General features: G+C 61.5%; 22 protein-coding genes. 9 read left to right on the forward strand and 13 right to left on the reverse strand.

Annotation, left to right across the window (positions count from 1 at the left end; all coding sequences use genetic code 11):
- Positions 1-155: 155 nt before the first annotated feature.
- The 4 genes from E5E97_RS16095 to E5E97_RS16110 all read left to right on the forward strand — a co-directional run bounded on the left by E5E97_RS16095 (position 156) and on the right by E5E97_RS16110 (position 3505).
- The gene (locus tag E5E97_RS16095) at positions 156-737 is read left to right on the forward strand and encodes a phasin family protein (RefSeq protein ID WP_024945221.1); all 582 of its coding nucleotides are present in this window, start codon (positions 156-158) and stop codon (positions 735-737) included.
- A gap of 88 nt (positions 738-825) precedes the next feature.
- Entirely contained in the window at positions 826-2010 is a 1185-nt protein-coding gene (locus E5E97_RS16100; RefSeq protein WP_139390417.1) for a patatin-like phospholipase family protein, read from the forward strand.
- Between the two features lies 1 nt (position 2011).
- Positions 2012-2662, forward strand: a complete 651-nt coding sequence (locus E5E97_RS16105; RefSeq protein ID WP_016350698.1) for a TetR/AcrR family transcriptional regulator — start codon at positions 2012-2014, stop codon at positions 2660-2662.
- Between the two features lie 42 nt (positions 2663-2704).
- Positions 2705-3505: a hypothetical protein gene (locus E5E97_RS16110; RefSeq protein ID WP_171280550.1), complete on the forward strand. Its 801-nt coding sequence runs from the start codon at positions 2705-2707 to the stop codon at positions 3503-3505.
- Positions 3506-3603: 98 nt separating this feature from the next.
- On the opposite strand, the gene E5E97_RS16115 is transcribed toward E5E97_RS16110, so the two are convergent.
- Together E5E97_RS16115 and E5E97_RS16120 are read right to left on the reverse strand one after the other, a co-directional pair.
- Positions 3604-5028 carry a wax ester/triacylglycerol synthase family O-acyltransferase gene (locus E5E97_RS16115; RefSeq protein WP_171280551.1) on the reverse strand — a complete coding sequence of 475 codons (1425 nt, stop codon included), beginning with the start codon at positions 5026-5028 and terminating at the stop codon, positions 3604-3606.
- Between the two features lie 282 nt (positions 5029-5310).
- The gene (locus E5E97_RS16120; RefSeq protein WP_171280552.1) at positions 5311-5688 is read right to left on the reverse strand and encodes a polyhydroxyalkanoic acid system family protein; all 378 of its coding nucleotides are present in this window, start codon (positions 5686-5688) and stop codon (positions 5311-5313) included.
- Positions 5689-5887: 199 nt separating this feature from the next.
- On the opposite strand from E5E97_RS16120, the gene E5E97_RS16125 reads away from it, so the two are divergent.
- Positions 5888-6631, forward strand: a complete 744-nt coding sequence (locus E5E97_RS16125) for a hypothetical protein (RefSeq protein ID WP_118881235.1) — start codon at positions 5888-5890, stop codon at positions 6629-6631.
- 96 nt (positions 6632-6727) lie between these two features.
- Here the strand turns inward: E5E97_RS16125 and E5E97_RS16130 are convergent, their stop codons facing one another.
- The 3 genes from E5E97_RS16130 to prpB all read right to left on the reverse strand — a co-directional run bounded on the left by E5E97_RS16130 (position 6728) and on the right by prpB (position 10329).
- Positions 6728-8173 carry a bifunctional 2-methylcitrate dehydratase/aconitate hydratase gene (locus E5E97_RS16130; protein WP_118881234.1) on the reverse strand — a complete coding sequence of 482 codons (1446 nt, stop codon included), beginning with the start codon at positions 8171-8173 and terminating at the stop codon, positions 6728-6730.
- A gap of 129 nt (positions 8174-8302) precedes the next feature.
- Entirely contained in the window at positions 8303-9430 is a 1128-nt protein-coding gene (prpC, locus tag E5E97_RS16135) for a 2-methylcitrate synthase (RefSeq protein ID WP_118881233.1), read from the reverse strand.
- A gap of 11 nt (positions 9431-9441) precedes the next feature.
- Positions 9442-10329 carry a methylisocitrate lyase gene (prpB, locus tag E5E97_RS16140; RefSeq protein WP_024945212.1) on the reverse strand — a complete coding sequence of 296 codons (888 nt, stop codon included), beginning with the start codon at positions 10327-10329 and terminating at the stop codon, positions 9442-9444.
- A 148-nt stretch (positions 10330-10477) separates the two neighbouring features.
- Here prpB and E5E97_RS16145 point away from each other — a divergent pair, with 148 nt between their 5' ends.
- The 4 genes from E5E97_RS16145 (at position 10478) to rsmF (ending at position 15894) form a co-directional block, all read left to right on the forward strand.
- Positions 10478-11110, forward strand: coding sequence for a paraquat-inducible protein A (locus E5E97_RS16145; RefSeq protein WP_016350706.1), 633 nt, complete (start codon positions 10478-10480; stop codon positions 11108-11110).
- Positions 11088-11696 (forward strand): paraquat-inducible protein A, encoded by a 609-nt coding sequence (locus tag E5E97_RS16150; RefSeq protein WP_016350707.1) that lies wholly within the window; start codon positions 11088-11090, stop codon positions 11694-11696. Before E5E97_RS16145 ends, E5E97_RS16150 begins: the two co-directional genes overlap by 23 nt.
- Positions 11697-11773: 77 nt before the next feature.
- Positions 11774-14326, forward strand: coding sequence for an MlaD family protein (locus tag E5E97_RS16155; protein WP_044799991.1), 2553 nt, complete (start codon positions 11774-11776; stop codon positions 14324-14326).
- A 140-nt stretch (positions 14327-14466) separates the two neighbouring features.
- The gene (gene rsmF / locus E5E97_RS16160) at positions 14467-15894 is read left to right on the forward strand and encodes a 16S rRNA (cytosine(1407)-C(5))-methyltransferase RsmF (protein ID WP_171280553.1); all 1428 of its coding nucleotides are present in this window, start codon (positions 14467-14469) and stop codon (positions 15892-15894) included.
- 220 nt (positions 15895-16114) lie between these two features.
- On the opposite strand, the gene E5E97_RS16165 is transcribed toward rsmF, so the two are convergent.
- From E5E97_RS16165 to fabF, 8 genes are all read right to left on the reverse strand, one after another.
- Positions 16115-16384, reverse strand: coding sequence for a RepB family protein (locus E5E97_RS16165; RefSeq protein ID WP_029303018.1), 270 nt, complete (start codon positions 16382-16384; stop codon positions 16115-16117).
- 179 nt (positions 16385-16563) lie between these two features.
- Positions 16564-17592, reverse strand: a complete 1029-nt coding sequence (locus E5E97_RS16170; protein ID WP_253265092.1) for a site-specific integrase — start codon at positions 17590-17592, stop codon at positions 16564-16566.
- Between the two features lie 301 nt (positions 17593-17893).
- Entirely contained in the window at positions 17894-18673 is a 780-nt protein-coding gene (locus tag E5E97_RS16175; protein ID WP_171280554.1) for a TatD family hydrolase, read from the reverse strand.
- A 21-nt stretch (positions 18674-18694) separates the two neighbouring features.
- Positions 18695-19642: a DNA polymerase III subunit delta' gene (gene holB / locus E5E97_RS16180; RefSeq protein WP_171280555.1), complete on the reverse strand. Its 948-nt coding sequence runs from the start codon at positions 19640-19642 to the stop codon at positions 18695-18697.
- On the reverse strand, positions 19627-20268 hold the full coding sequence (gene tmk, locus E5E97_RS16185) for a dTMP kinase (RefSeq protein WP_171280556.1): 642 nt from the start codon (positions 20266-20268) through the stop codon (positions 19627-19629). Before tmk ends, holB begins: the two co-directional genes overlap by 16 nt.
- Positions 20268-21269, reverse strand: coding sequence for an endolytic transglycosylase MltG (gene mltG / locus E5E97_RS16190; RefSeq protein WP_171280557.1), 1002 nt, complete (start codon positions 21267-21269; stop codon positions 20268-20270). Before mltG ends, tmk begins: the two co-directional genes overlap by 1 nt.
- Complete coding sequence (gene pabC, locus E5E97_RS16195; protein ID WP_171280558.1) at positions 21259-22113, reverse strand: aminodeoxychorismate lyase; 855 nt, start codon at positions 22111-22113, stop codon at positions 21259-21261. Before pabC ends, mltG begins: the two co-directional genes overlap by 11 nt.
- A 19-nt stretch (positions 22114-22132) precedes the next feature.
- Positions 22133-23374, reverse strand: coding sequence for a beta-ketoacyl-ACP synthase II (gene fabF, locus E5E97_RS16200; RefSeq protein WP_011706107.1), 1242 nt, complete (start codon positions 23372-23374; stop codon positions 22133-22135).
- Between the last annotated feature and the right edge of the window lie 19 nt (positions 23375-23393).

The raw sequence follows: 23393 nt of genomic DNA on the forward strand, positions 1-23393 counted from the left end.
CCCAGACCAAAATTACCAGGGTTGCTTGTTCCGTTATTAGGTAGAACCCTCTATTTTTTCTCCATAGACTGAGGATGAAAGCCAAGTAATGCCACAACGAATATATCAAGGTTGTTGTCATTACCATCATCTATATCACGAGCAAGGAGATTGTCATGGCCAAAAAATTGAAAGCACTGGCAAGTTCGGTGACCGACAACCAACTCACCTCCACCATCAAGGAGTCCACCCAGCAGATCTGGTTGGCGGGTCTGGGTGCCTATGCCAAAGCCCAGGAAGAAGGCGGTAAAATCTTCGAAGCCCTGGTGCAGGAAGGGGAAGCCCTGCAAACCCGTACCCGCCAGAGCGCAGACGAGAAGATTGCTGCCATGACCGACAAGACTGCCGGTACCTGGGGACGTCTGGAGCAGGTGTTCGAGGATCGCGTGGCCCGCGCCGTCGCCAGCCTTGGCATCCCGACCCGCAAGGACATCGACAAGCTCTCCAAGCGCATGGCCGAGCTGACCGAGGTGGTACAGCAGCTGATCGATGCCCAGGACCTGGATGACGTTGCCCCGGCTGACGAGGCCAAGCCTGCCGCCGCCGCGGCCAAGAAGCCGGTGGCAGCCAAAAAGCCGCCGGTCAAGAAAGCCGCCGCCCCCATCGCCAAGGTGAAGGAAGAGGTGAAAGCACTGGCAACGGAAGTGGAGAGCGTGGCCAAAGAGGTCAAGGAGAAGAGTGAAACCACGCTCTTCTGATCCACTGACCGGCTTGTTCTGATTGCGTAATGATCCACCGGCCCATGCCCTCTGCTGGGCCGGTTTTGCATGAGAAGGGAGGCAAATCATGAGCACGATTGCGGTTGCCCTCGCCGGAGGGGGACCTCTGGGGGGGATCTACGAGATCGGAGCCTGCGCCGCCCTGGCCGACAGCATCAAGGGGCTGCGTTTCGAGCAGGCCGATATCTATGTGGGGGTGAGCTCGGGTGCGGTGATCGCCTCGGCGCTGGCCAACGGCATCTCGCCGGACAAGCTGGTGCGGATCCTGTTAAGCGATGACACCGGCGAGTTCTTCGACCCCTCCACCCTGCTGCGTCCTGCCTTCGGGGAGTATTTTGACCGGCTTACCTCGCTGCCACCGCTGGTGCTGACGTGTCTGGCCGACTATCTCTCCTCTCCCTGGAACAAGAGCCTGCTCGGCTCGTTGCAGGGGTTGTCCCGAGCGATCCCGACCGGCATGTTCGACAGCCGCGGGGTGGATCGGATCCTCACCCAGTTTTTCTCCCGCCCCGGTCGCAGCAACGACTTTCGTGAGCTTGCCAGCCGGCTGTTCGTGATCGCTACCGAGCTCGATACCGGCCGCGCGGTGGCCTTCGGCAGCCCGGGGCTAGACCAGGTGCCCATCTCGGCCGCGGTGCAGGCCTCGGCCGCCCTGCCCGGCTTGTTCCCGCCCTCGCTCATCGATGGCCGCTACTACGTGGACGGGGCGCTGATCAAGACGCTGCACGCCTCGGTGGCCCTGCAGGAGGGGGCCGACCTGGTGTTTTGCATCAATCCGCTGGTGCCCTTTGATGCGGGACTGGCCAGCGAACACCCCGCCAAGCTGGTGGATCGCGGCCTGCCGGTGGTGCTGGCCCAGACGTTTCGCGCCATCATCCATTCGCGCATGCACGTGGGGATGGATCGCTACAAGCACCAGTATCCGGAGGCGGATGCCCTGCTGTTCGAACCCTCCTCGGCGGACGGCGAGATGTTCTTTACCAATGTGTTCAGTTACCGGGATCGGCGCCATCTGTGCGAGCACGCCTTCCAGCATACCCGCCAGGATCTCTGGCGGCGACGGGCCGAGCTTGGCCCCATCCTCGCCAAACATGGGCTGGAACTGGATCTGGGCGCGCTGGCCGATGAACAGCGTTCCCTGCTGACCCCGGGCACCGGCTCGGTGGCGGCGCTGGATGCCTCTTTGACCCAGCTGCAGCACTGGCTGACCCGCCGCTATGGCGGCAAGGGTCGCCGGCAATCGAAGGAGTAGCATGGACTGCAAACCCAAGCGGCGCACGCGGGATCGCATCCTGGCCACCGCCCTCGCCCAGTTCAACCTGCTGGGCGAGCCGACCGTCACCACTTCCGCCATCGCGGCCGAGCTGGAGATGAGTCAGGGCAACCTCTATTACCACTTTCACAACAAGGAGGAGATCGTCAACGCCCTGTTCGGCGAGTTCGAACAGGAGATGGCCCACCTGCTCGATACCATTACCCCGCCGTTGAACGAGGCGGAGGACATCTGGTTCTTCTTGCACCTGATGTTCGAACTCATCTGGAAGTACCGTTTTTTCTACTACGACATCAGCACCCTGATGAGCGGCAACCACAAGGTGGAGCTGCGCTTCTCGGCTCTGCTGCGGCGCAAGGAGCAGACCGCCGCCGCCATCTGTCACAGCCTCTGGCGCAGCGGCCTGCTGCAAGGCGATGAGACGCAGGTGACGGCGCTGGCCGCCAACATCGCGCTGGTCGGGACCTTCTGGATCTCCTACCAGCGGGCGCTGCATCCGCGGGCCGATGCCGACATCGCGCTCGGGGTGTTTCAGGTGATGCAGCTGGTGGCCCCCCGGCTACGAGCCGATGCCCGCGCCGATCTGGATGCCATCGCCACCCATTATCAGCCCGCCACCACGGCGAGCTGACAGCATCGTGTATTTGATTGTGTTTTTAACAGGGAGAATCATATGACCACTTCACAGCCCAAATTGTCCGATTTCACCCCCTTCCCCTGGCCGGACGCGGCCTATGACTATGCCGGGGAGCGCCTTGCGCAGCATTGGGAACGGCTGCACCAGGGGGATGCCGAGCCCTGGCCCGAAGATGAACAGGTGCAGGAAGCCTGGCGCGCCTATCACGCCGGTGATTTCGCCCGCGCCGTCAGCCTAGGGCTGGGCGCCGGCGAGGATGGCCTCAACGTGGCGAACAAGGCGCTGGTGATCCACGCCAGCTACCTGCTGGATGATAAGTATGCCAAGCGCGAAGCATTCGAGCTGGCCGCCAGCAACGCCGAGAAGCTGCAAAAACGCCAGCCAGACAACGTCAACGCCTGGTACTTCCACGCCCTGGCGCTGGGTCGCTACAGCCAGGTGATCTCGGTCTCCAAGGCGCTCTCCATCGGTATCGGTGACAAGATCAAGAGCAGCCTGGAGCAGGCGCTGATCCTTGAACCTGATCACGCGGAAGCCCATATCGCCTTCGGTGCCTGGCATGCGGAAATCATCGACAAGCTGGGGGCCATGATCGGCGGCATCACCTACGGCGCCAAGAAGGATGAGTCCGAGCGTCACTTCAAGGCGGCGCTGGCTATCATCCCCCACTCCGCCATCGCCCGCATGGAGTACGCCAATGCCATGGTGATGATGCACGGCAAGAGCAAGATAGCGGCCGCCGAGGCGCTCTACGGCGAGGCCGCCGCGTGCAAGCCGCTGGATGCCATGGAGCGGCTCGACGTGGAAGCCGCCCGCGAGGAGCTGGCGGACGAGTAAGGTGCCATTGCCGCAATGAAAGAGGCCAACCCTTGGGTTGGCCTCTTCTCTTTAGACTTCTTTTCTTGCCGGCTCCTCGTCTTGCAAGAGTGGCGCGGTCAGCCGTGCAGCAGCAGATCCAGCATGTCGGGATCGTAGATCAGGTCCGGTTCCATCAACACCAGCAGCAGCAACTGCTCAAACTCCACGGCGAAGCGCTCGACGATGAGATCCGGGTCCGGCACCCGCTTCTTGTCGGTGATGAGGCCGAGCTGCACCTTGTTGTCATAGGAGAGAATGGAGACGCCGACCGCGATGTCGCCGGCCTGGGGCACCCAGAACAGCGGTTGACGCAGGCGGGCGCCGGCCAGATAGAGGGTCTGCTGCGGGCCCGGCACGTTGGTGATGACCGCGCTGGCCTTGGCAGAGAGGATGTCGATGGCCTGCTGCTGCACCGCCTTGGGGGCCATGCCCATCACTTCCAGCAGGTTGAGCACCACCGCCGGTTGCAGGGAGGACTTGAGCGCCTGCATCCGATCCCGCACCGCATAGAGCCGCTGCAGCGGGTGCTCGATGTTGAGGGGCAGATCCAGTGCCACCAGCCCGAAGCGATTGCCAAGTGCCCCCTTGTCGTCCGGGGCGCGCATGTTGACCGGCACCAGCGCCCGGATGTCGATGTCGGTCTGGTCGCCCTGTTCCAGCAGGTAGTGACGAAACGCGCCGGCGGTGGCGGCGATCAGCAGATCGTTGACCGAGCAGCCGAGTACCCGTCCTACCGCCTTCACGTCCGGCAGCGGGATCTGTTCTGACCAGGCTACCCGCTTGGTGCTGCCGGTCTCCCCCTTGAGCCGGGTATTGGCATCGTCGGAGAGGGTGGCGATGGTGTAAAGCTCGGCGGTCACGTCCCGGCTGGTCTTGAGGTAGTCCATCGCCTTGGTGGGATGGGTCAGTACCTCGACGTACTTGGACCAGAGGGTGCCGGTCAGCTTGAGGCCGGCCCGCAACAGGCGACTGCCCTGCTGATCGTGCTCCTCGTCGCCGTCGTCATTGGCCACCGGCTCGGGTTGTGGCCTGGGGGGCGCCACCGGACTCTCGTCCATCATGGTCAGCATGGCCCGCACCAGGGAGAAGCCGTCCCCCATGGCGTGGTGAAAACGCACCACCAGCGCCTGGCCGCCCAGAGAGGTATCCACCAGGTGCATCTCCCACAGCGGGCGCTGGTGGTTGAGCGGGGTGGAGGCAAAGTCGGCCACCAGCCGCTCCAGTTCGACCTTGCCGGCCTTGCCTGGCAGAATCACCCGCTTGAGGTGCAGGTCGAGGTCGAAGTCGGGATCGGTGCGCCAGTAGTATTCGCCCCCTTCCAGACAGGCCTTCTGCCCGAAGCGCGGCTGTACCCGAACTGTGTGCAGCAGGCTCTCCCGCAAGATGGCTTCATCCAGCTGACCGTCGAACATCAGCACGCCGACGATCTGCATCAAGTTGTTGGGCCGGTCCATCCGCAGCCAGGCGGTATCGACACAGGAGATGAGTTCACACACAGACATGTATTATCCCTATCGTTTCGCGTTATTTGTCTCCTGTCGTTTCATGAATTGGCTTGATCAGGAGTGAATGAACAAATAGCACTTATATGTTGGTGAAACTGCACATCGATTAATTCAAGATGATGTTTCATGACAAAAATGGAGGCAATTTTCATGCCCCTTAAAATAAAACAAACAAAGTGTGCATGGCCCTTTTAATAATAAATATCAGGCCGGGTAACGATAGTGGAATCGGTTATTTCATGATTGTTTCTTGCGCTGGATCAGTATTTATTGGCCTCATCAGCGCCGGGTTGGGCAAGGCAGGCGCTGATCGACGTATTCGAGGATCTCCTGCTCCAGCACGCTGCGTACCGGCAACAGCATCAGGCCGAGGCGCACCTCCAGCGACAGGGTATCCTCGGTGAGGAACAAAGAGCCGTTGACCCCGGCGCCACGAAACAGTAAGCGGGTCTTCTCCTCGTCTTCCCACTCGCAGTCGAGTTCGTACTCTTCGCTCATGTCCTGGGCGATGGCTTCGGCGGCCAGTCTGGCGCCGGCGAGGCCGAGCGGGTGTTGGCGGCTGACCTGGATGGTCGACAGGCTGCTGCCGGCAAGGGGATCGTATAGAAACATGCTAACTCTCTGAGCGATGACAACATTTATTGATATTAAACACATGAATCAAACAAGTGAAAGCCATTTGCAACATTTTTGGGACTCACTTAACAAAGCCTGTTGAGTAAAAGCTCCATCGATTCCGCCTGGGCTGCCGCCGCGTTACACTGGGCCGGCAACACGTGACGAGCCTCGGCAAGACGCCGCCTGTCGTCATGTCTATCCGTGACAGGCCATTGGAAACAGGTCAAGAGAGCAGCAGATGACCCAACAGCAACAACCATTCGATGACCCGCAACCGGATGAAGAGAGTACTCTGGCGCGACTCTATCGCCAGCTCAACCGGGTGGCCGCGCTGCGCGAGCAGATGCGCACCCATCCGCAGGATCAGCAAGACAGGGACGCATTGCGCCAATGGCAGGCCGATCGGCTGGGGCGTACCCACCGCGATCTGCTGGAGAGCAAGCGCTACGGGCCGGCCGCGCAGTTCTTCCTGACCGATCTCTACGGGCCGGGAGATTGTGCCCGCCGGGATGCAGACGTGATGCGGGTGATGCCGACCGCCGAGCGACTGTTGCCGGAATCCGGTCTCAAGGTGCTGGCGCAGGCCATTGAACTCGATGCCCTCTCCGAGGAGCTCGACTACCTGATGGTGGTGGCGCTGCGTCGCAGTGGTCGCATGGCGCGGCTGAACGCCAAGACCTATGCCCTCGCCTATCAGGAGGTCGGGGAAGAAGCGCGTCGCCGTCATCAGTTGCAACTGGTCAACGAACTGGGGATGACCCTGGACCGGCTGGCCAGAAAGTCGCTGCTCGGGGCGACTTTGAAGCTGATCTCGGGGCCGGCCCATCTGGCGGGACTGGGCGAGCTGTTTACCTTTGTCGAACGGGGTTACCGGGTGTGTCACCACATGGGGCGGGCCAACGAGTTTCTCGAGACCATCGCCAGCCGCGAGACGGCCATCATGCAGGCGCTGCTGGCGGGCGACGACACAGTACTGGATTGACCCAGGGAGCCATGCGGGCAGACATGCAGTCAAACATCACAAAGCGGGCCGAGTGGCCCGCTTTTCGTTTATGGCTGTGCGCCGATAGGCGAGCGGTCAGATCACCAGCAGGTCCATGAAGGCGTGCACCGGGGTGGCGGCCAGTTGCTTGCCATCCTGGCAGAGGGCCAGGATCGCCTCGGACCGTTTGGCCGGGAAGCGGGTGGCCAGGTTGTGGCGGAACTTCTCTACCAGCAGCGGGATCCCCTCTTCGCGGCGGCGACGATGACCGACCGGGTACTCCACCTCCACCTTGGCGGTGTGGGTGCCGTCCTTGAAGAAGACCTGGATGGCGTTGGCAATCGAGCGCTTGTCCGCTTCCAGATACTCGCGGCTGTAGCGCTTGTCCTCCTGCACCACCATCTTGGCTCGCAGCCCATCGATGCGGGGATCGATGGCCACGGCGTCCTCGTAATCCTCGGCGATGAGTCGCCCGAAGATGAGCGGAACCGCCACCATGTACTGCAGGCAGTGATCCCGGTCGGCCGGGTTGTTGAGGGTGCCGACCTTGCTGATGATGCGAATGGCCGACTCATGGGTGGTGAGCTCGATGCGGTCAATCTCGTCGAGGCGTCCCTTCACCTGCTCATGCAGCTTCATGGCGCACTCCACCGCCGTCTGGGCGTGGAACTCGGCGGGATAGGAGATCTTGAACAGCACGTTCTCCATCACATAGCTGCCGTACCCCTGGTGCAGGGCGAACTGGTTACCCTTGAACAGCACGTCGTAGAAGCCCCACTTGGGGGCGCTCAGCACGCCGGGATACCCCATCTCGCCGCTCATGGTGATAAGGGCCAGGCGCACCGCCCGGGAGGTGGCATCCCCCGCCGCCCAGCTCTTGCGCGACCCCGCATTGGGCGCATGACGGTAGGTACGCAGGCTCTGGCCATCGACCCAGGCCTGGGAAACCGCATCGATCACCTGATCGCGGCTGCCGCCCAGCATGTGGGTCACCACGGCGGTACTGGCAACCTTCACCAGCACCACGTGATCGAGACCGACCCGGTTGAAGGAGTTCTCGAGCGCCAGCACCCCCTGGATCTCGTGGGCCTTGACCATGGCCGTCAGCACATCACTCATGGTGAGCGGCGCCTTGCCTTCGGCCACCCGGGTGCGGGAGAGCCAGTCGGCGGTGGCGAGGATGCCACCCAGGTTGTCGGAGGGGTGACCCCACTCGGCGGCCAGCCAGGTGTCGTTGTAATCGAGCCAGCGGATGATGGCACCGATATCCCAGGCCGCCTTGACCGGGTCGAGGCAGAGCTGGGTGCCGGGTACCCGGGCCCCGAAGGGCACGACGGTGCCCGGCACGATGGGACCAAGGTGTTTGGTGCACTCGGGAAAACGCAGGGCCAAGAGGCCACAACCCAGGGTATCCATCAGGCAGTAACGGGCGGTATCGAGAGCGGCCTGGCTGGTGATGGGGTGATTGCAGACGTAATCGGCAATATCGACCAGCACCTGATCGGGGTCTGGTCTGTGGTTGACGTCGACGTTGGCGGACATCGTGACTTCCTTATCGTTGTTGTGAATGAAACAGGGTGATGAAACGGCGCCCTGCCCGTCCCTCTGCGCGCATCGATCCCGGTGCTGCCGGGGTCGGGTGAGGCAAGGGAGTGACAGGGCCGCCCATGTTTATCGCTGCTGCAGCGAGACGAAATGACGGGGCGCCGGACCAACATAATCGGCGCTCGGGCGGATGATCCGGTTGTGTTCGCGCTGCTCCATCACGTGGGCGCACCAGCCGGTGACCCGCGAGCAGACGAAGATGGGGGTGAACAGCTTGGTCGGGATCCCCATGTAGTGATAGGCGCTGGCGTGGAAGAAGTCGGCGTTGGGGAAGAGCTCTTTTTCTTCCCACATCACTTTCTCCGCCTCGCAGGAGACGCGGTAGAGCCGGTCATCGCCCACTGCCTCGGCCAGCTTGGCCGACCACCCCTTGATGATGACGTTGCGCGGATCCGAGGTGCGATAGACGGCGTGGCCAAAGCCCATGATCTTCTCCTTGGCCGCGAGCTTGGCCAGCAGCTCGCGCCGCGCCTGGGCCTCATCCTGCCAGGGTTCGAGCATCGCCATGGCGGCCTCGTTGGCGCCGCCGTGCAGCGGGCCACGCAGGGTGCCGATGGCCGCGGTGACGCAGGAGAACATGTCAGAGAGCGTCGAGGCGCAGACTCTCGCCGCGAAGGTGGAGGCGTTGAACTCATGCTCGGCGTAGAGAATGAGGGAGACGTGCATTACCTGGCGCTCCAGCTCGCTCGGCGCCTTCTGGTGCAGCAGTGCCAGGAAGTGGCCGCCGATGCACTCCTCGTCGGTGTCGAGGGCGATGCGTACCCCGTCGTGGCTGAACTTGTACCAGTAGAGGAGAATGCCCGGGAAGGCGGCCAGCAGCCGATCCGCCACTTCATGCTCGTGTTCGAAGCCATCTTCCGGCTCCAGATCGCCGAGCATGGAGCAGCCGGTGCGCAGCACATCCATGGGATGGGCGTCGGCGGGAATGCGTTCGAGCACCTCCAGCAGGGCGGCAGGCAGGGTGCGCAGGCTGCGCAGCGTCCGCTTGTAATCTTCGAGCTGCTGCTCGTCCGGCAGCTCGCCCTTGAGCAGCAGGTAGGCGACCTCTTCGAACTGGGCGCCATCGGCCAGCTCCTGGATGTCATAGCCGCGATAGGTGAGCCCGGTGCCGCTCTTGCCCACGGTGCAGATGCTGGTCTCCCCTGCGCTCTGGCCACGCAGGCCGGCGCCACCCAACGGTTTTTGCTGTCCCATTGCCTTTCCTCCTAGTCCCTGGATGTAAACAGACGGTCCAGCGTCTGCTCGTAGTGGTGATAACCGAGGAAGTCGTAGAGCGACTCCCGGGTCTGCATGGTGTCGACGACGGCCCGCTGATGGCCATCCTGGCGAAGGTGCTGATAGACGTTGAGGGCCGCCTGATTGGCCGCCCGGCTGGCACTCAAGGGATAGAGCACCATGTCGACACCGTGGGCGGCGAGCGCCTCCTTGTCGAACAGCTCGGTTTTGCCGAATTCGGTCATGTTGGCGAGAATGGGCACCCCGGCCGCCTGCTTGAACAGGTCATACTGACCGAGCTCGGTCACCGCCTCGGCGAAGATCATGTCGGCCCCGGCGGCCACATAGGCGGCGGCGCGCTCCAGCGCCGGGCCAATCCCTTCTACCGCCAGCGCATCGGTGCGGGCCATGATGACGAACTCGCCATTCTCCCGGGCATCCACCGCCGCCTTGATGCGATCGCACATCTCCTCCTGCGAGACCACCGCCTTGTTGGGCCGATGGCCACAGCGCTTCTGGGCCACCTGATCTTCCATGTGCACGGCGGCTACTCCGGCCCGCTCGAAGGCGCGCACGGTGCGGGCGATGTTGAATGCCCCGCCCCAGCCGGTGTCGATGTCGACCAGCAGTGGCACACGGGTGGCTGCGGTGATGCGTTCGGCGTCGATCAGTACATCGTTGAGGGAGGTCATGCCGAGATCCGGCAGGCCATAGGAGGCGTTGGCAACGCCGGCGCCTGACAGATAAATGGCCTGAAAGCCGCTGCGCTCCGCCATCAGCGCCATGTAGGCATTGATGGTGCCGACGATCTGCAGGGGGCGTTCGTTGGCGAGGGCGGTGCGAAAACGCAGGCCTGCCGAGGGGGTAAGGCTGGACATCATGACTCCTTTCACTTGTCTGGTGAGACTATCTAATATCACGTTTACGTTAACGTCAATCATACTTTCGTGGCATGCCCCCGCCAGGCAAGACAGGACGCGGGTTTTAGGGTAAATTTCACCAATTCCTTCAACAGGTTGAATCGTAATGTCGGATCTCAATCCCGTGATCGTCTGCCCGGCTTGCGACTTGCTGATCGAACGCAAGTTATTGCCGCTGAGGCGCCACGCCCACTGCCCCCGCTGTCACCAGCATCTGTACGGGCGCTATGCATTTCGCCCCTCCCAATTGATGGCGCTGACCATCACCGGCTTCCTGTTGCTCCCGTCCGCCTTCTTCGAACCGCTGATCTACCTGCGCCTGGCCGGCGTCAACTCGGACGCCAACCTTCTCAAGGGCATCATGGTGCTGCTGCTCGAGCACGAGATCTGGGTGGCGGGGCTGGTGTTCTGGTGCGCCGTGCTGGCGCCGGTGGGCTTGCTGCTCGGGATCTTTGCGCTGGCCTCGGGCCTCGCCAAACGCTGGCACATACTGGCGCCGACCCTGAAGGCGGTGGAGGTGTTTCGTCACTGGGCCATGCTGGAGGTTTATATCGTCAGCCTGCTGGTTGCCCTGTTCAAGCTGATCGACATCGCCGACGTACGCCTCGGCGGCGGTCTGTTGAGCCTGGGGATCCTGATGTTGCTCAACCTGACCCTGCTGATCCTGTTTGACCCGGCCCCCTACTGGGAGCGAGTACCGCTGGAGGAGCCGGACCATGTCCCAGACCAGCGCCCGTGAACTGGGGCTCTGCCGCTGCCACACCTGCGGCCTGCTGGTGCGCTATCAGGCGGGCAGCGTCTGCCCTCGTTGTCATAGCCGGCTGCAGGTGCGCATTCCCCACTCCCTGGCCTGGTCCTGGGGGTTGCTGGCGCTGGCCAGCTTCATGTTGCTGCCCGCCAACCTGCTGCCCATCACCCATTTCTACAACAAGGGATTGTTGCAGTCCGACACCATCTTCAGCGGTATCATGATGCTCTATCGCAGCAAGATGTCGGGCATCGCCACCATCGTCCTCACCGCCAGCATCATAGTGCCGGTGGGCAAGATCCTGGGGCTGGGCTGGATCTGCTGGCAGCTGCAGCGAACCAAGCCGGTGCGCCGCAAACGCCAGCTCATCATGTATCGCATCATCGATTTCATCGGCCGCTGGTCCATGCTGGACTTGTTCGTCATCTCGCTGATGGTGGCCCTGGTGGATCGTGGCGTACTGCTCAACGTGCGGGCCGGCCCCGGCGCCACCGCCTTTGCCGGCGTGGTGGTGCTGACCATGATGTCGGCCCGCATGCTGGATACGCGCCTGCTGTGGGACAAGGCGGCCCGCTAGGGTCGGCCATCACATATGCCTGAAACTGTTTGTCTTTATCTGAACTGCTGTTTATCTCAGCCAATTAAGGAGTCGGTATGATCGGGGCTGAACCCGTCATTGAGAAGCGTCGCTGGTTGTCACCCGTCTGGTTGCTGCCCTTTATCGCCCTGTTGCTGGCGGGGGGCTTCATCTACCAGCAGTTTGCCAGCAGTGGCCAGCTGATCCGCATCAACTTCGCCCAGGGCAACGGTATCCTGCCGGGCAAGACCCAGGTGCGCTATCAGGGGGTCGCCATCGGGGTGGTGCAGGAGCTGGAGCTGGCCGAGGATGGCCGCAAGATAGCCGTGCTGGCCAAGATTGACAGCCGGGCCCGCCCGCTCATCCGCAAAGGCTCGGATTTCTGGCTGGTGAGCCCCAAGGCGTCGCTCACCGAGATCTCCGGCCTCGATACCCTGGTCTCCGGCAACTACATCAACCTGCAGCCCGGCCGAGACAACAACCCGCTGCAGGAGGAGTTCGACGCGCTGGACGGCCCTCCCCCTGGTTATCAGGCCCAGGGGCGGATGCTGCACCTGACTGCCGATTCGCTCGGCTCGGTCGGCATCGGCGCCAAACTCTATTTTCGCGGCATCGAGGTGGGCAGCGTCATCAACACCCGTCTTGGCGAAGAGAACCAGAACGTGATCCTGGATCTGGTGATCGAGCCGCGTTTTGAGCACCTCATCAAGGCCGATACCCGCTTCTGGAACATCAGCGGCATCAAGGGCTCCTTCAGCCTGGCCGGGGTGAACGTGGAGGCCGGCAGTCTTACCTCCATTCTGAGCGGCGGCATCGCCTTCGACTCTCCCAAGGACTCTCCGGAGCCGGAAAAAGGCCAGGTCTTTACCCTCTACAAAGGGTTGGCTGAAGCGGCCCGCGGCGAGCGGATCGCCATCCAGGCGGGGGATCTGCCCATCAAGGAGGGGATGCCGATCCTGTTCGAAGGCATCGAAATTGGACGCCTCGACCCCATTCGCCTGACCGACAAGGGCCGGGTGGTGACCGCGCTGATCAACCCGGAGCAGGCGTTTCGGATCACCGGCAACAGCCGTCTGGTGTGGGAGAGCGTCTCCCTCGGCGCCGGTGGCATCAAGCATGCGGATCGCCTGCTGGCGGGCCCGGCCATTCGCCTCGACTATGTGGCGGGCGAGCGGGTCAAGGCCATGACCCTGAGCAGCAAAGAACAACCGGGTGGCATCAAGCTGGTGTTGCAGGCCGATGATCTGGCCGGCCTCAACGAGGGGGCACCGCTCTGGTACAAGGGCTTGCAGGTGGGTCAGATCAGCCAGCTCACCCTGGATGGCGGCGGCAATGCCAGCGTGGCCCTGGTCGTGCAGAGCCAGTATCAGCATCTGCTGAGCCGGGCCCGTTTCTATCGGGCAGCGCCGCTGCAGATCGATGCCGACCTGAGCGGCATCAAGGTGGAAACCAGTCCGGCCAGCGCCTGGATCGGCGGCGGCATCAAGCTGGTGCAGGCCCCCGCCGGCGAGCGGGTCAACCGGCTCTATCCCAGCCAGGAGCTGGCCCTGCTCGGCACCCGGGATGCCAAGCCCCGTCGCTGGATCTTGAAGGCGGAACAGGCTGACGGCATCGGCATCGGCTCCCCCGTGCTCTATCTGGGGCTCGAAGCGGGCAAGGTCAATGCGCTGCGCGCCGCCAAGGAGGGGGTGGAGATCGAACTCGAGATCGCCGGTGTCTATGCCCCCCTGCTGGAGCAGCAGCCGCAATTCTGGAAAAAGCCGGCGCTGGATACCCGGGTGCGGGTGGATGGCGTGCAGGTCAAGGTGGGGAATCTCGCCACCCTGCTGCGCGGCGCCATCGAATTCGATCGGCTCGGCACGGGCCGCAGCAGTCACCAGCTGTTTGACAGCAAGGAGCAGGCCAAGGCCAAGGTACGGACCCTCTCCCTGGTGGCCGACAGCAACCCGGGACTCGGAGTCGGCAGCCCGATCCGCTACCGCGGGGTCGACATCGGCAAGATTGAACAGATTGAGCTGGAGCCGACCCTGGGCCAGGTGATCTTCAAGGCCGAGCTGGATGGCCAGTATGCCGCGCGCTTCCTGCAGTCTGGTGCCCGCTTTACCCTGGTCCAGGCCAAGCTGGGGCTGGGCGGCGTGGCCCACCTCGATACCCTGATCAAGGGCGCCTTTGTGGAGGCGCAGCCCGGCCAGGGCGCTGGCAAGGAGCGCTTCCCCCTCAGCCAAAGCGGCCCGGCCGGTCTGGCGCTCACCCTCAAGAGCGCGTCGGTCAACGGTTTGAGCGTCGGCAGCCCATTGCTGTTTCGCAAGATGGTGGTGGGCAGCGTGACCAAGGTGGCGCTGGCCCGCGATGGCAGCGAGGTGCTGATCGACGTCAACGTGGAGCAGGAGTACGCCCATCTGGTGCGGGCCAACTCCCGCTTCTGGAATGTCTCCGGGGTCAAGGCAGATATCGGCCTGACCGGTGGCACCATCGAGGTGGAGACGGTGCAGAGCCTGCTCGCCGGCGGCATCGCCTTCAACACTCCGGAGAAAGAGATGGGGCCGACCGTCAAGGCCGGTCACAGCTACCCGCTGCATGCCAAGGCTGAGAAAGAGTGGCAGGAGTGGAGCCCCCGCATCCAGCCCTGATCTCTCCCCTCACCCATGCTCACCCATGCTCACCCAAGCCCGGTACTGTGCCGGGCTTGTTTTTACCCGCCGCGCTTTCAGAATATTCCTACCCTTGTGATAAGATGTCGCCCCTCTTTTTCGGTCAACGAGACTGCACCGTGCACGACAACACCTATCTTCCCGATCACTTCTTGCGCCATATCGCGGCCATCATGCCGGCGCACCTCTCCATGGATGAGTTCGTGGCCAGTTGTCGACGACCGCTGCGGCGCAGCATTCGGGTCAATACCCTGAAGATCTCGGTGGCGGCATTTGTAGCGCAGATGCAGCCTCTCGGTTGGCAGCTCGATCCCGTGCCCTGGTGCGACACCGGCTTCTGGCTCAGCCGTGAAGACGAGAGCGTGCCCCTTGGTAACACCGCCGAGCATTTGAGCGGTCTCTTCTACATTCAGGAGGCGAGCTCCATGCTGCCGGTCACCGCCCTGTTTGCCTGCGAGCAGACCCGGCGCGATGGCATGCTGCTGGACGCGGCGGCGGCCCCCGGCTCCAAGACCACCCAGATCGCGGCCTTGATGAACAACCAGGGCATGCTGGTTGCCAACGAGTACTCCAGCAGCCGGCTCAAGGTGCTCAGCGCCAATCTGCAGCGCTGCGGCGTGACCAACGTGGGCATGACCCACTTCGATGCCAAGGTCTTCGGCCAGTGGTTGCCGGAGACCTTCGATGCCATCCTGCTCGATGCCCCCTGCTCCGGCGAGGGCACGGTGCGCAAGGATGAAGATGCCTTGCGCAACTGGAGCATCGAGAGCATCGACGAGATTGCGGTGGTGCAGCAGGGATTGCTGGAGAGTGCCTTTCATGCCCTCAAACCGGGCGGCGTGCTGGTCTACTCCACCTGCACCTTGAGCCTGCAGGAGAACCAGGCCGTCTGTCAGTCACTGCTGGACAAGTTCGGCGATGCGTTCAGCTTTGACTCGCTGGCCGATCTCTTCCCCGCTGCAGAGCAGGCATGCACGCCGGAAGGATACCTGCACGTTTGGCCCCAAATTTTCGACAGTGAAGGCTTTTTCGTCGCCAGATTGCGCAAGCACCACTCCGTGCCCAACACCATGTTCAAACCGGGCAAGCTCGGCAAGTTCCCCTTCTTGCCGCTGCCGGCCAAAGAGTCCGAGCCCATGTTGCGCGAGATTGAAGCCGCCTTCGGGGTCGTGCCGCAGGGAAATCTGTTTGGCCGCAGCGAGGAGATCTGGCTCTTCCCCCAGCTGTTCGAACAGGTACAGGGCAAGCTGCGTTTCGATCGCATCGGGCTGAAACTGGCGGAGAACTTCAAGAAGGGGTATCGGCTGACCCATGAGTGGGCGCTGGCCTATGGTGACGGTGCGAGCAAGGGATTCGTCGAGCTCGGCATTGCTGATGCGCGGGAGTTCATGATGGGGCGGGATGTATGGCCTGAGCAAGCCGCCGGCACTGGTGAGGTGATCGTCCGCTATCAGGGTCATACCTTGGGCATGGGGAAATGGGTGGGCAGCCGGGTCAAGAATGCCCTGCCCCGCGAGCTGGTGCGCGACAACAATCTGTTTGTGTAACGAGTGTTGTTGGAGCAGGAAAACCCACACTCCGGTTGAACTTTTACGTGGATCTTGAAAAGCCTTGAGCCTTGTCTAAGCTTAAGGCTATCCGAACACCAGTTAGCGCACGGCTCTGCAAGGAGCCAATTCCCCTATGCCAGGTACAAGGAATTCGTACCTGGCTTTTTTTATGCTCGCCGTTCGCATCTAGCAATGAAGCATCATGCCGCCGGTACGTTTACTCGAGCACCTCTGCCGGCTCTGGAACTTCGACATGCGGCGTGGTTTGTTTCTGTTCAAGCTCATGTTGATAGAGCAGATCGATGGCCTGCTCGATGAGAGAGGCCTGGCTGTCTTCGAGTTGCAACCCCAGCATGGCCAACCGTTCGGCGTGGCGATTGCTGATCCAGCATTGCAATCGGCTGTGAGTTTCCTGCTTGCGTTTCACGTGCTGGCGCTGCCGCTCGGCGTTGTCTTGCGCACTGCTCACTTTCATTTCCTGGCTCATATCACCTTGCAACTTTGATTTTTATCGCCTGTTATCTCTCATCGATTCTTCACCATCCGCTGACGAACGTGAGGAGCCTGACTCTCCCCCTCTTGATGGGGTGAGTTCAGTGCGCTGCAAATATATCATTGGATCAACAAGATATCATTTAACATAAAAAAATCAGTGACGCAGTTGGTTTAAAGCAAGCCATCCAGGGCGTGATCCGAGAACTTGTGGGCATCGTCGAAATACTCCTGCAAGGTGCGGATGTCCTTGTGGCGGGTAACTTCGATGATCTTGTTCATCGGTTTGCCGGCGGTGACCGCCGAGGTGATGAAGCCGCGGCGCAGACTGTGGCCGCTGACCTGGAGATCGTCGATGGCCTGACCGGTACGCCGCTTGATCATCAGGTTGATACCCTGCGGACCGAGCGGCTCCTGCATGAGCTGACCCCAGCGATTCATGCGGCGAAACAGGGCGCCCTCGCTGATCCTGCTCTGTTTGAGCCAGCGCGCCAGTGCCGACACCGGACAATATTGTTTGCCGGGCACCAGGGCGATCTCCGTCTCATGCAGCTGATGTTTGCTGGGTTTGAGCCGAAGACGGATCCCCTGCCCCACAAAATGGAGATCATCCACTTCAATTCTTGCCGCCTCCGAGCGTCGCAAGGCGCCGCTGAACATCAGCAACAACAGGGTGTAATCCCGCAGTCCCGCCAGATTGCCTGTGTCGATTTCGTCGAGCACACAGGCCAGCGGTTTGAGGGTCAGCGCCCCCGTTTTGTGTTTGCGGTTGTCACCGAGCCGCACTATGCCCCGCATCATCTCCTTTATCTCCGCGTGCTCGGTCGGCATGGGGTGGATCCCCTTCTGCTTGAAGGCATAACGAATGCCGGCGAGCCGTCTTACCAGGGTGGCCGGTTTGCGGGGTTCACCGTTACGCAGCTCCGCCCTCCCTTCTTCCTTGTCCAGCCAGACCCAGTCCGCCAGGATGCCGTCGGCCTGATCCGCCAGGAAGTTCATGATGTGATGATGGGTAGTCTGCAGCGGATCGAGCCCATGCAGCTGGCACCAGAACACGAAGATGCGGGTATCGGCCTGATAGGCATTGAGGGTGGAATCGGCTTTGGCGCTGCGCAGGAAGCGTCTGGCCCGGCTGTTCAGTTGAGGATCGAAGACACTCTGCAAAGCCTGTTGAGTTTGAGCCTGGATATCTGGGTAGTTCACTTAACTCTATGATTTAATGCGAAGTTTCGTTGGATCTTACAGGATCTTGCAGATCTATCAAGTATCGATAATGAATATTATCGATACTTATGAAGAATCCTTTTTACCCATTTCAGCCCCCTCATTTATTCCTCAAATACCCTCTGAACCCAGCTTCGTTTATCAGCGGTTGGTGATTTGATCTCATCAGCATCCACTACACCAAGTGAGAGATAACGACCTACCGTGATCGTTTTTGGGTTGGTCATGATAGTGTCGATTGTCATAGTAAAACGCCCCGCTATGCGGGGCGTTGTTTGTTTTATCGCTTTGCCAACTTGAACAACTCGAAGAAGTTGTGACTGGTCGCTTGGGCCAAATCGGCCAGCGACATTTGCCGCAGATCCGCGATAAACTGGGCCACGTCACGTACGAAGGCCGGCTCGTTCTCCCTGCCCCGGTGCGGAACAGGTGCCAGATAAGGTGAGTCGGTTTCAACCAGCAGCCGCTCAAGCGGCAGCGCCTTGACCACCGCCTGCAGAGCAGCCGCATTCTTGAAAGTGGCAATGCCGGAGATGGAGATATAAAAACCCATCGCCATGGCCTCCTCCGCCATCTCGAGCGACTCGGTGAAGCAGTGCAACACCCCGCCGACCTGCTCAGCCCCCTCTTCGCGCATGATCTGCAGGGTATCTTGCTGGGCATCGCGGGTGTGGATGATGAGGGGCTTGTTCAAGGTACGGGCCACCCGGATATGCTCGCGGAAAGAAGCCTGCTGTACTTCCTTGTTCTCCGGCGAATAGAAGTAGTCGAGCCCGGTCTCACCGATGGCCACCACCCTTTCATCTGCTGCCTGGGTCAGCAACAAGGCGGCATCGACGCCAGGCTCTTGATTGAGAGGGTGCACACCACAGGAGGCAAATACCTGAGGATAAGGGGCGATCGCTTCCAGCATGGTCGGGAACTGCACCAGGGTGACGCTCACGCACAGAAAATATCCCACGTCCTGCTCGGCGGCCTTGGCCAGCACATCGGCCATATTGGTCTGCTTGCTGCCATAGCTCAGGCGATCGAGATGACAATGGGAATCAACGAGTAACATATAAAACCTTTGTAGCTAGATCTATAACCAGCGAGTCAGCCAGTTCATCAGATGGATGGTGGGATTGGAGAGCTGCCCCGGCTGACAGACCATCTTCAGCTCGACCAGCTGTTGCTCTGCCTCCAGCAGCTTCTCGCTGGAATGAAGCTCGGCAAGTTGCTGGCTGAGCGCCGTCAGATCCGGCATCGCCAGCTGATGATGGCCACAACCTGCCTGCGTCTTGAGGGCATCGCACAAGAACAGCTGCAACCAGTGCAGCCTGACCTGTGTATCGCTCCCCAGCAGACCGCACACATGGTTGGCCCGGGTCGGCGTCTGCGCCAGCGCAAGGAAACTCTCCAGCAGATCCCGGCGGGCACTGTCTTGCTGCTCTTCGATATAGCGCAGCACCCGCAGCGGCGCCCCCTGGCAGATCCGTACCTGGGCCAGCGTGGCCTGATGACCCTGCTCGGCCAACCAGCGCACCGTCTCACCTTCGGCGGGCAACTGGCAGACATGTTTGTGACAGCGACTGAGAATGGTCGGCAGCAGACGGGAAACCTGAGAGGCGATCAGCAGCAGCAAGCTGTCGCCGGCCGGTTCTTCCAGGGTTTTGAGCAGGGCGTTGGCGGCCGACTCTGTCATGCGCTCCGCATCGGGGATGATCACCACCTTGCCGCGACCAAGCTGGGCCGAATTCTGCAGGCGCGAACAGATCTCGCGGATAGCCTCGACCCCGATGGTCTTGCTCTCCGTCGTCAGGGTGCCCAGATCCGGATGATGGCCCTTCTCAAACAGCTGGCAGGAGTGACATTGGCCACAGGGCTCACCCCGTTCGGGCCGATGGCAGAGGTGCAAGCGCGCCAATTGTTCCGCAAGCTGCTCCTTGCCAAGACCGGGATCGCCGAGCAGCAACCAGGCGTGACCGAGTCGACCGGCCGCGGCGGTCTGACTCAAGGCATGCCAGTCCGGGATCAACCAAGGATACATGAGGGCTCATCTTTCAGATAGTGGGCCAGTGCAGTCTCGATGGCCGCCTTGACCTGCTCCGGCGCTTGGCCGGCATCGATCACCTTGATTGACTCATCGGCAGCGGCCAATTCCAGATAGCGCTGGCGGGTGCGTTCGAAGAAGCTGAGCTGCTCGAGCTCGATCCGGTCCAGCTCACCGCGGTGGCGGGCCCGTTGCAGGCCGATAGCGGGATCGATGTCGAGATAGAGCGTCAGATCCGGTTTGAAGTCGCCGAGCACGGCCCGTTTAATGGCACCGATAAGGTTGGCATCGATGCCGCGGCCACCACCCTGATAGGCCTGGGACGAGAGATCGTGGCGATCACCTACCACCCAGATGCCGTCAGCCAGGGCCGGCTTGATACGGGTCTCGACCAGCTGGACCCGGGAGGCGTACATCAGCAGCAGTTCGGCTTCGATGGTGAGGCGCTCGTCGTGCACCTCCTTGACGATGGCCCGCATCCGCTCGGCCAGCGGAGTACCGCCCGGCTCACGGGTACACTCGAGCCGAGCCACGCCGTGGCCATGCAGATAGTCGGTCACATAACGCACCGCGGAGCTCTTCCCTGCTCCTTCCAGTCCTTCAATCACGATAAATTTAGACATTAGGGTTTCTTCAATATGTATTCGCGGACCGCCCGATTGTGCTCATCGAGGGTCTTGGAGAAGTAGTGGGCACCGCCCCCTTTGGCGACAAAATAGAGGTAGTCGGTCGATTTGGGGTTAAGCGCCGCCTCGATGGAAGCCTTGCCCGGCATGGCGATGGGCGTGGGCGGCAAGCCGTCGATCACATAGGTGTTATAGGGGTTCACGTCGGTCAGGTCGCTGCGGCGGATGTTGCCATCATACCTGTCCTTCACCCCGTAGATGACGGTGGGATCGGTCTGCAGCTTCATGCCAAGGCGCAGGCGATTGACGAATACCGAGGCAATCTGAGCACGCTCTTCCGGCATCCCCGTCTCTTTTTCGATGATAGAGGCCATGATCAGCGCCTCGTAAGGGGTCTTGTAAGGCAGATTGGCCTGGCGCTTGTCCCAACTCTGCTGCAGGAGGGCTCGCATGTCCTGATAGGCGCGACGCAAGATGGAAATATCGCTGGCATGAGTGGTATAGGCGTAGGTTTCCGGCAGGAACCACCCCTCCAGCTTGCCATTGTCGATGCCAAGCTCCTGAGCCAGATCCGCTTCGCTCTGCTCCACCGTCAACCGCTCCAGATAAGGGGCGCTGGCCAGCTGCTTCAGCCAATCCTCGAAACGGGATCCTTCAACGAAGGTCAGGCTGAAGTGAAACTCCTTGCCGGAGGCGAACAGGGAGAGGGTCTCCTTGAGGGGAGCCCCTTCCTTGATCTCATAGGTGCCGGATTTGATGGCAACCAGCTCGGGGTGACCGCGCAGCCAGAGCCGCACCGCCCAGGGGCTGGTTTCCCCCTCCCCCAGTTCGGCGATCAGGCGCGCCGCATGGGCCCCCTTCTCGACGGTAAAGAGGCGGGTTGGCCCCTTGTTGGTGAGCGTCTCCACCTGCTGCCATTTGTAATGTACATAGCCCCCGGCCACGGCGACTGTCAGCGCCGCGCCCGCGAGCAGGGTGTAAAGCCGATTAAACTTCAATGACCAAACGCTCCTGTAAACGGCGGATCAATACCGGACTGGCATATTGGGTCTCCCCGATGCCGGTCACCGGCACTATGCCCATCAGGGTATTGGTCAGCCATACCTCTTCGGCCTGCCACAGTGACTCCAGTGGAGCCTCCACGACACGCAGTTCAATGCTCATCTGTTTTAGCATCGCCATCACATGGCGCCGCATGATGCCGTCTATGCCGCAGTGGGTAAGATCCGGCGTAAACACCGTTCTGCCACGGCGCCAAAACAGATTGGCACTGACCCCTTCTACCAGAAATCCCCGGCTGTTCAAGACTATACCTTCGACTCCCGAACGCGCCGCAAGTTCGCTTTTCAGCAGCACCTGCTCCAGCCGGTTGAGGGTCTTGAGGCCCGCCAACATGGGGGCATCGCCCAATCGTTGCTGGCATACCAGCAGGGGAATGCCGGTCTGCTGCCACGCCGGGTAGTGAGCCGGGTAAGCGGCCAGCGACAGGATCCGGGTCGGCGCATGGCAGGCAGTGCCATCATACCCCCGGCCACCACAGCCTCGGGTCAGCATCACCTTGATCACCGCCAGCGTCTGGTCGCGAGCCATCCCGGCGACCTCATCACCAAGGCGTTGCCAGTCCAGCTCGGCAAGTCCGAGTCTGGCGCTCGCTTGCTGCAGCCGTGCCAGGTGAGCCGGCCACCAGACGGGTCGACCATCCTTGACCAGCAAGGTGGTGAAATGGCCATCGCCATAAGCCAGGCCACGATCCATGGCGGAAACGCTGTCTGTCGGTATTCCATTGATCAGCAAAAGGATCCCTCCGATAAAAAAGGCCCGATACTGTCGTATCGGGCCCATACTATCCGCCCAGGGCGAATTATACGCGTTTGAAGATCAGTGAGCCATTGGTGCCACCAAAACCGAAGGAATTGGAGAGGGCATATTCGAAGTCGCCAGCCTTGGCAACATGAGGCACCAGGTCCAGATCGCACTCATCATCCGGGTTGTCCAGGTTGATGGTGGGCGGCGCCATCTGATCGCGCAGCGCCAGTACCGTGATGATCGCCTCGATGGCGCCGGCGGCACCCAGCAGGTGACCGGTCATCGACTTGGTGGAGCTGATCATCAGGGATTTGGCATGCTCGCCAAACACCGCTTTCATGCCACGCAGTTCGGCCACGTCACCCAGGGGGGTGGAAGTGCCGTGGGCGTTGATATAACCCACCTGCTCGGGGGCGATGCCGGCATCCTTGATGGCATTTTGCATGGCGCGAGCGCCACCGTTGCCATCAGCGGGAGGCGCCGTCATGTGGTAGGCATCGCCACTCATGCCAAAACCGACCAGCTCGGCGTAGATCTTGGCGCCGCGGGCCTTGGCGTGTTCGTACTCTTCCAACACCAGCACCCCGGCGCCATCACCCAGCACGAAACCATCGCGATCTTTATCCCACGGACGGCTGGCCTTGGTGGGCTCGTCGTTGCGGTTGGAGAGCGCCTTGGCCGCCGCAAAACCGCCCATCCCCATCGGGGTGGAGGCTTTCTCGGCGCCGCCGGCCACCATCACGTCCGCATCACCGTAGGCGATCATCCGGCCGGCCATGCCGATGGCATGGGTACCTGTGGTGCAGGCGGTGGTCACGGCGATGTTCGGCCCTTGCAGACCCTTCATGATGGAGAGATGACCGGACACCATATTGATGATGGTGGACGGTACGAAGAAGGGGCTCAGCTTGCGGGGGCCGCCGTTGACCAGGCTGCTGTGGTTTTGTTCAATCAGACCCAGGCCGCCGATACCGGAACCGATCGCCACACCGACGCGCTCGGCATTTGCCTCGTTGATGACGAGACCGGCATCATCCAGTGCCTGTATGCCTGCGGCGATACCGTACTGGATGAAGAGATCCATCTTGCGAGCTTCTTTGCGGTTGATACCGTACTGCTCGGGATCGAAATCCTTGACCTGGCCTGCGAAACGGGTCGCAAACTCGCTGGCATCAAAGTGTTCGATGGGAGAAATGCCGCTCTGCCCGTTGAGCAAGGCTTGCCAGCTGGATTCGGCAGTGTTGCCTACCGGGGAAAGCATCCCCAAGCCGGTCACCACGACTCTGCGTTTTGACACTGAGGTAGTCTCCGAGAGG

This window comes from Aeromonas sp. 2692-1, from assembly GCF_013085505.1.
GTDB lineage: Bacteria > Pseudomonadota > Gammaproteobacteria > Enterobacterales > Aeromonadaceae > Aeromonas > Aeromonas hydrophila.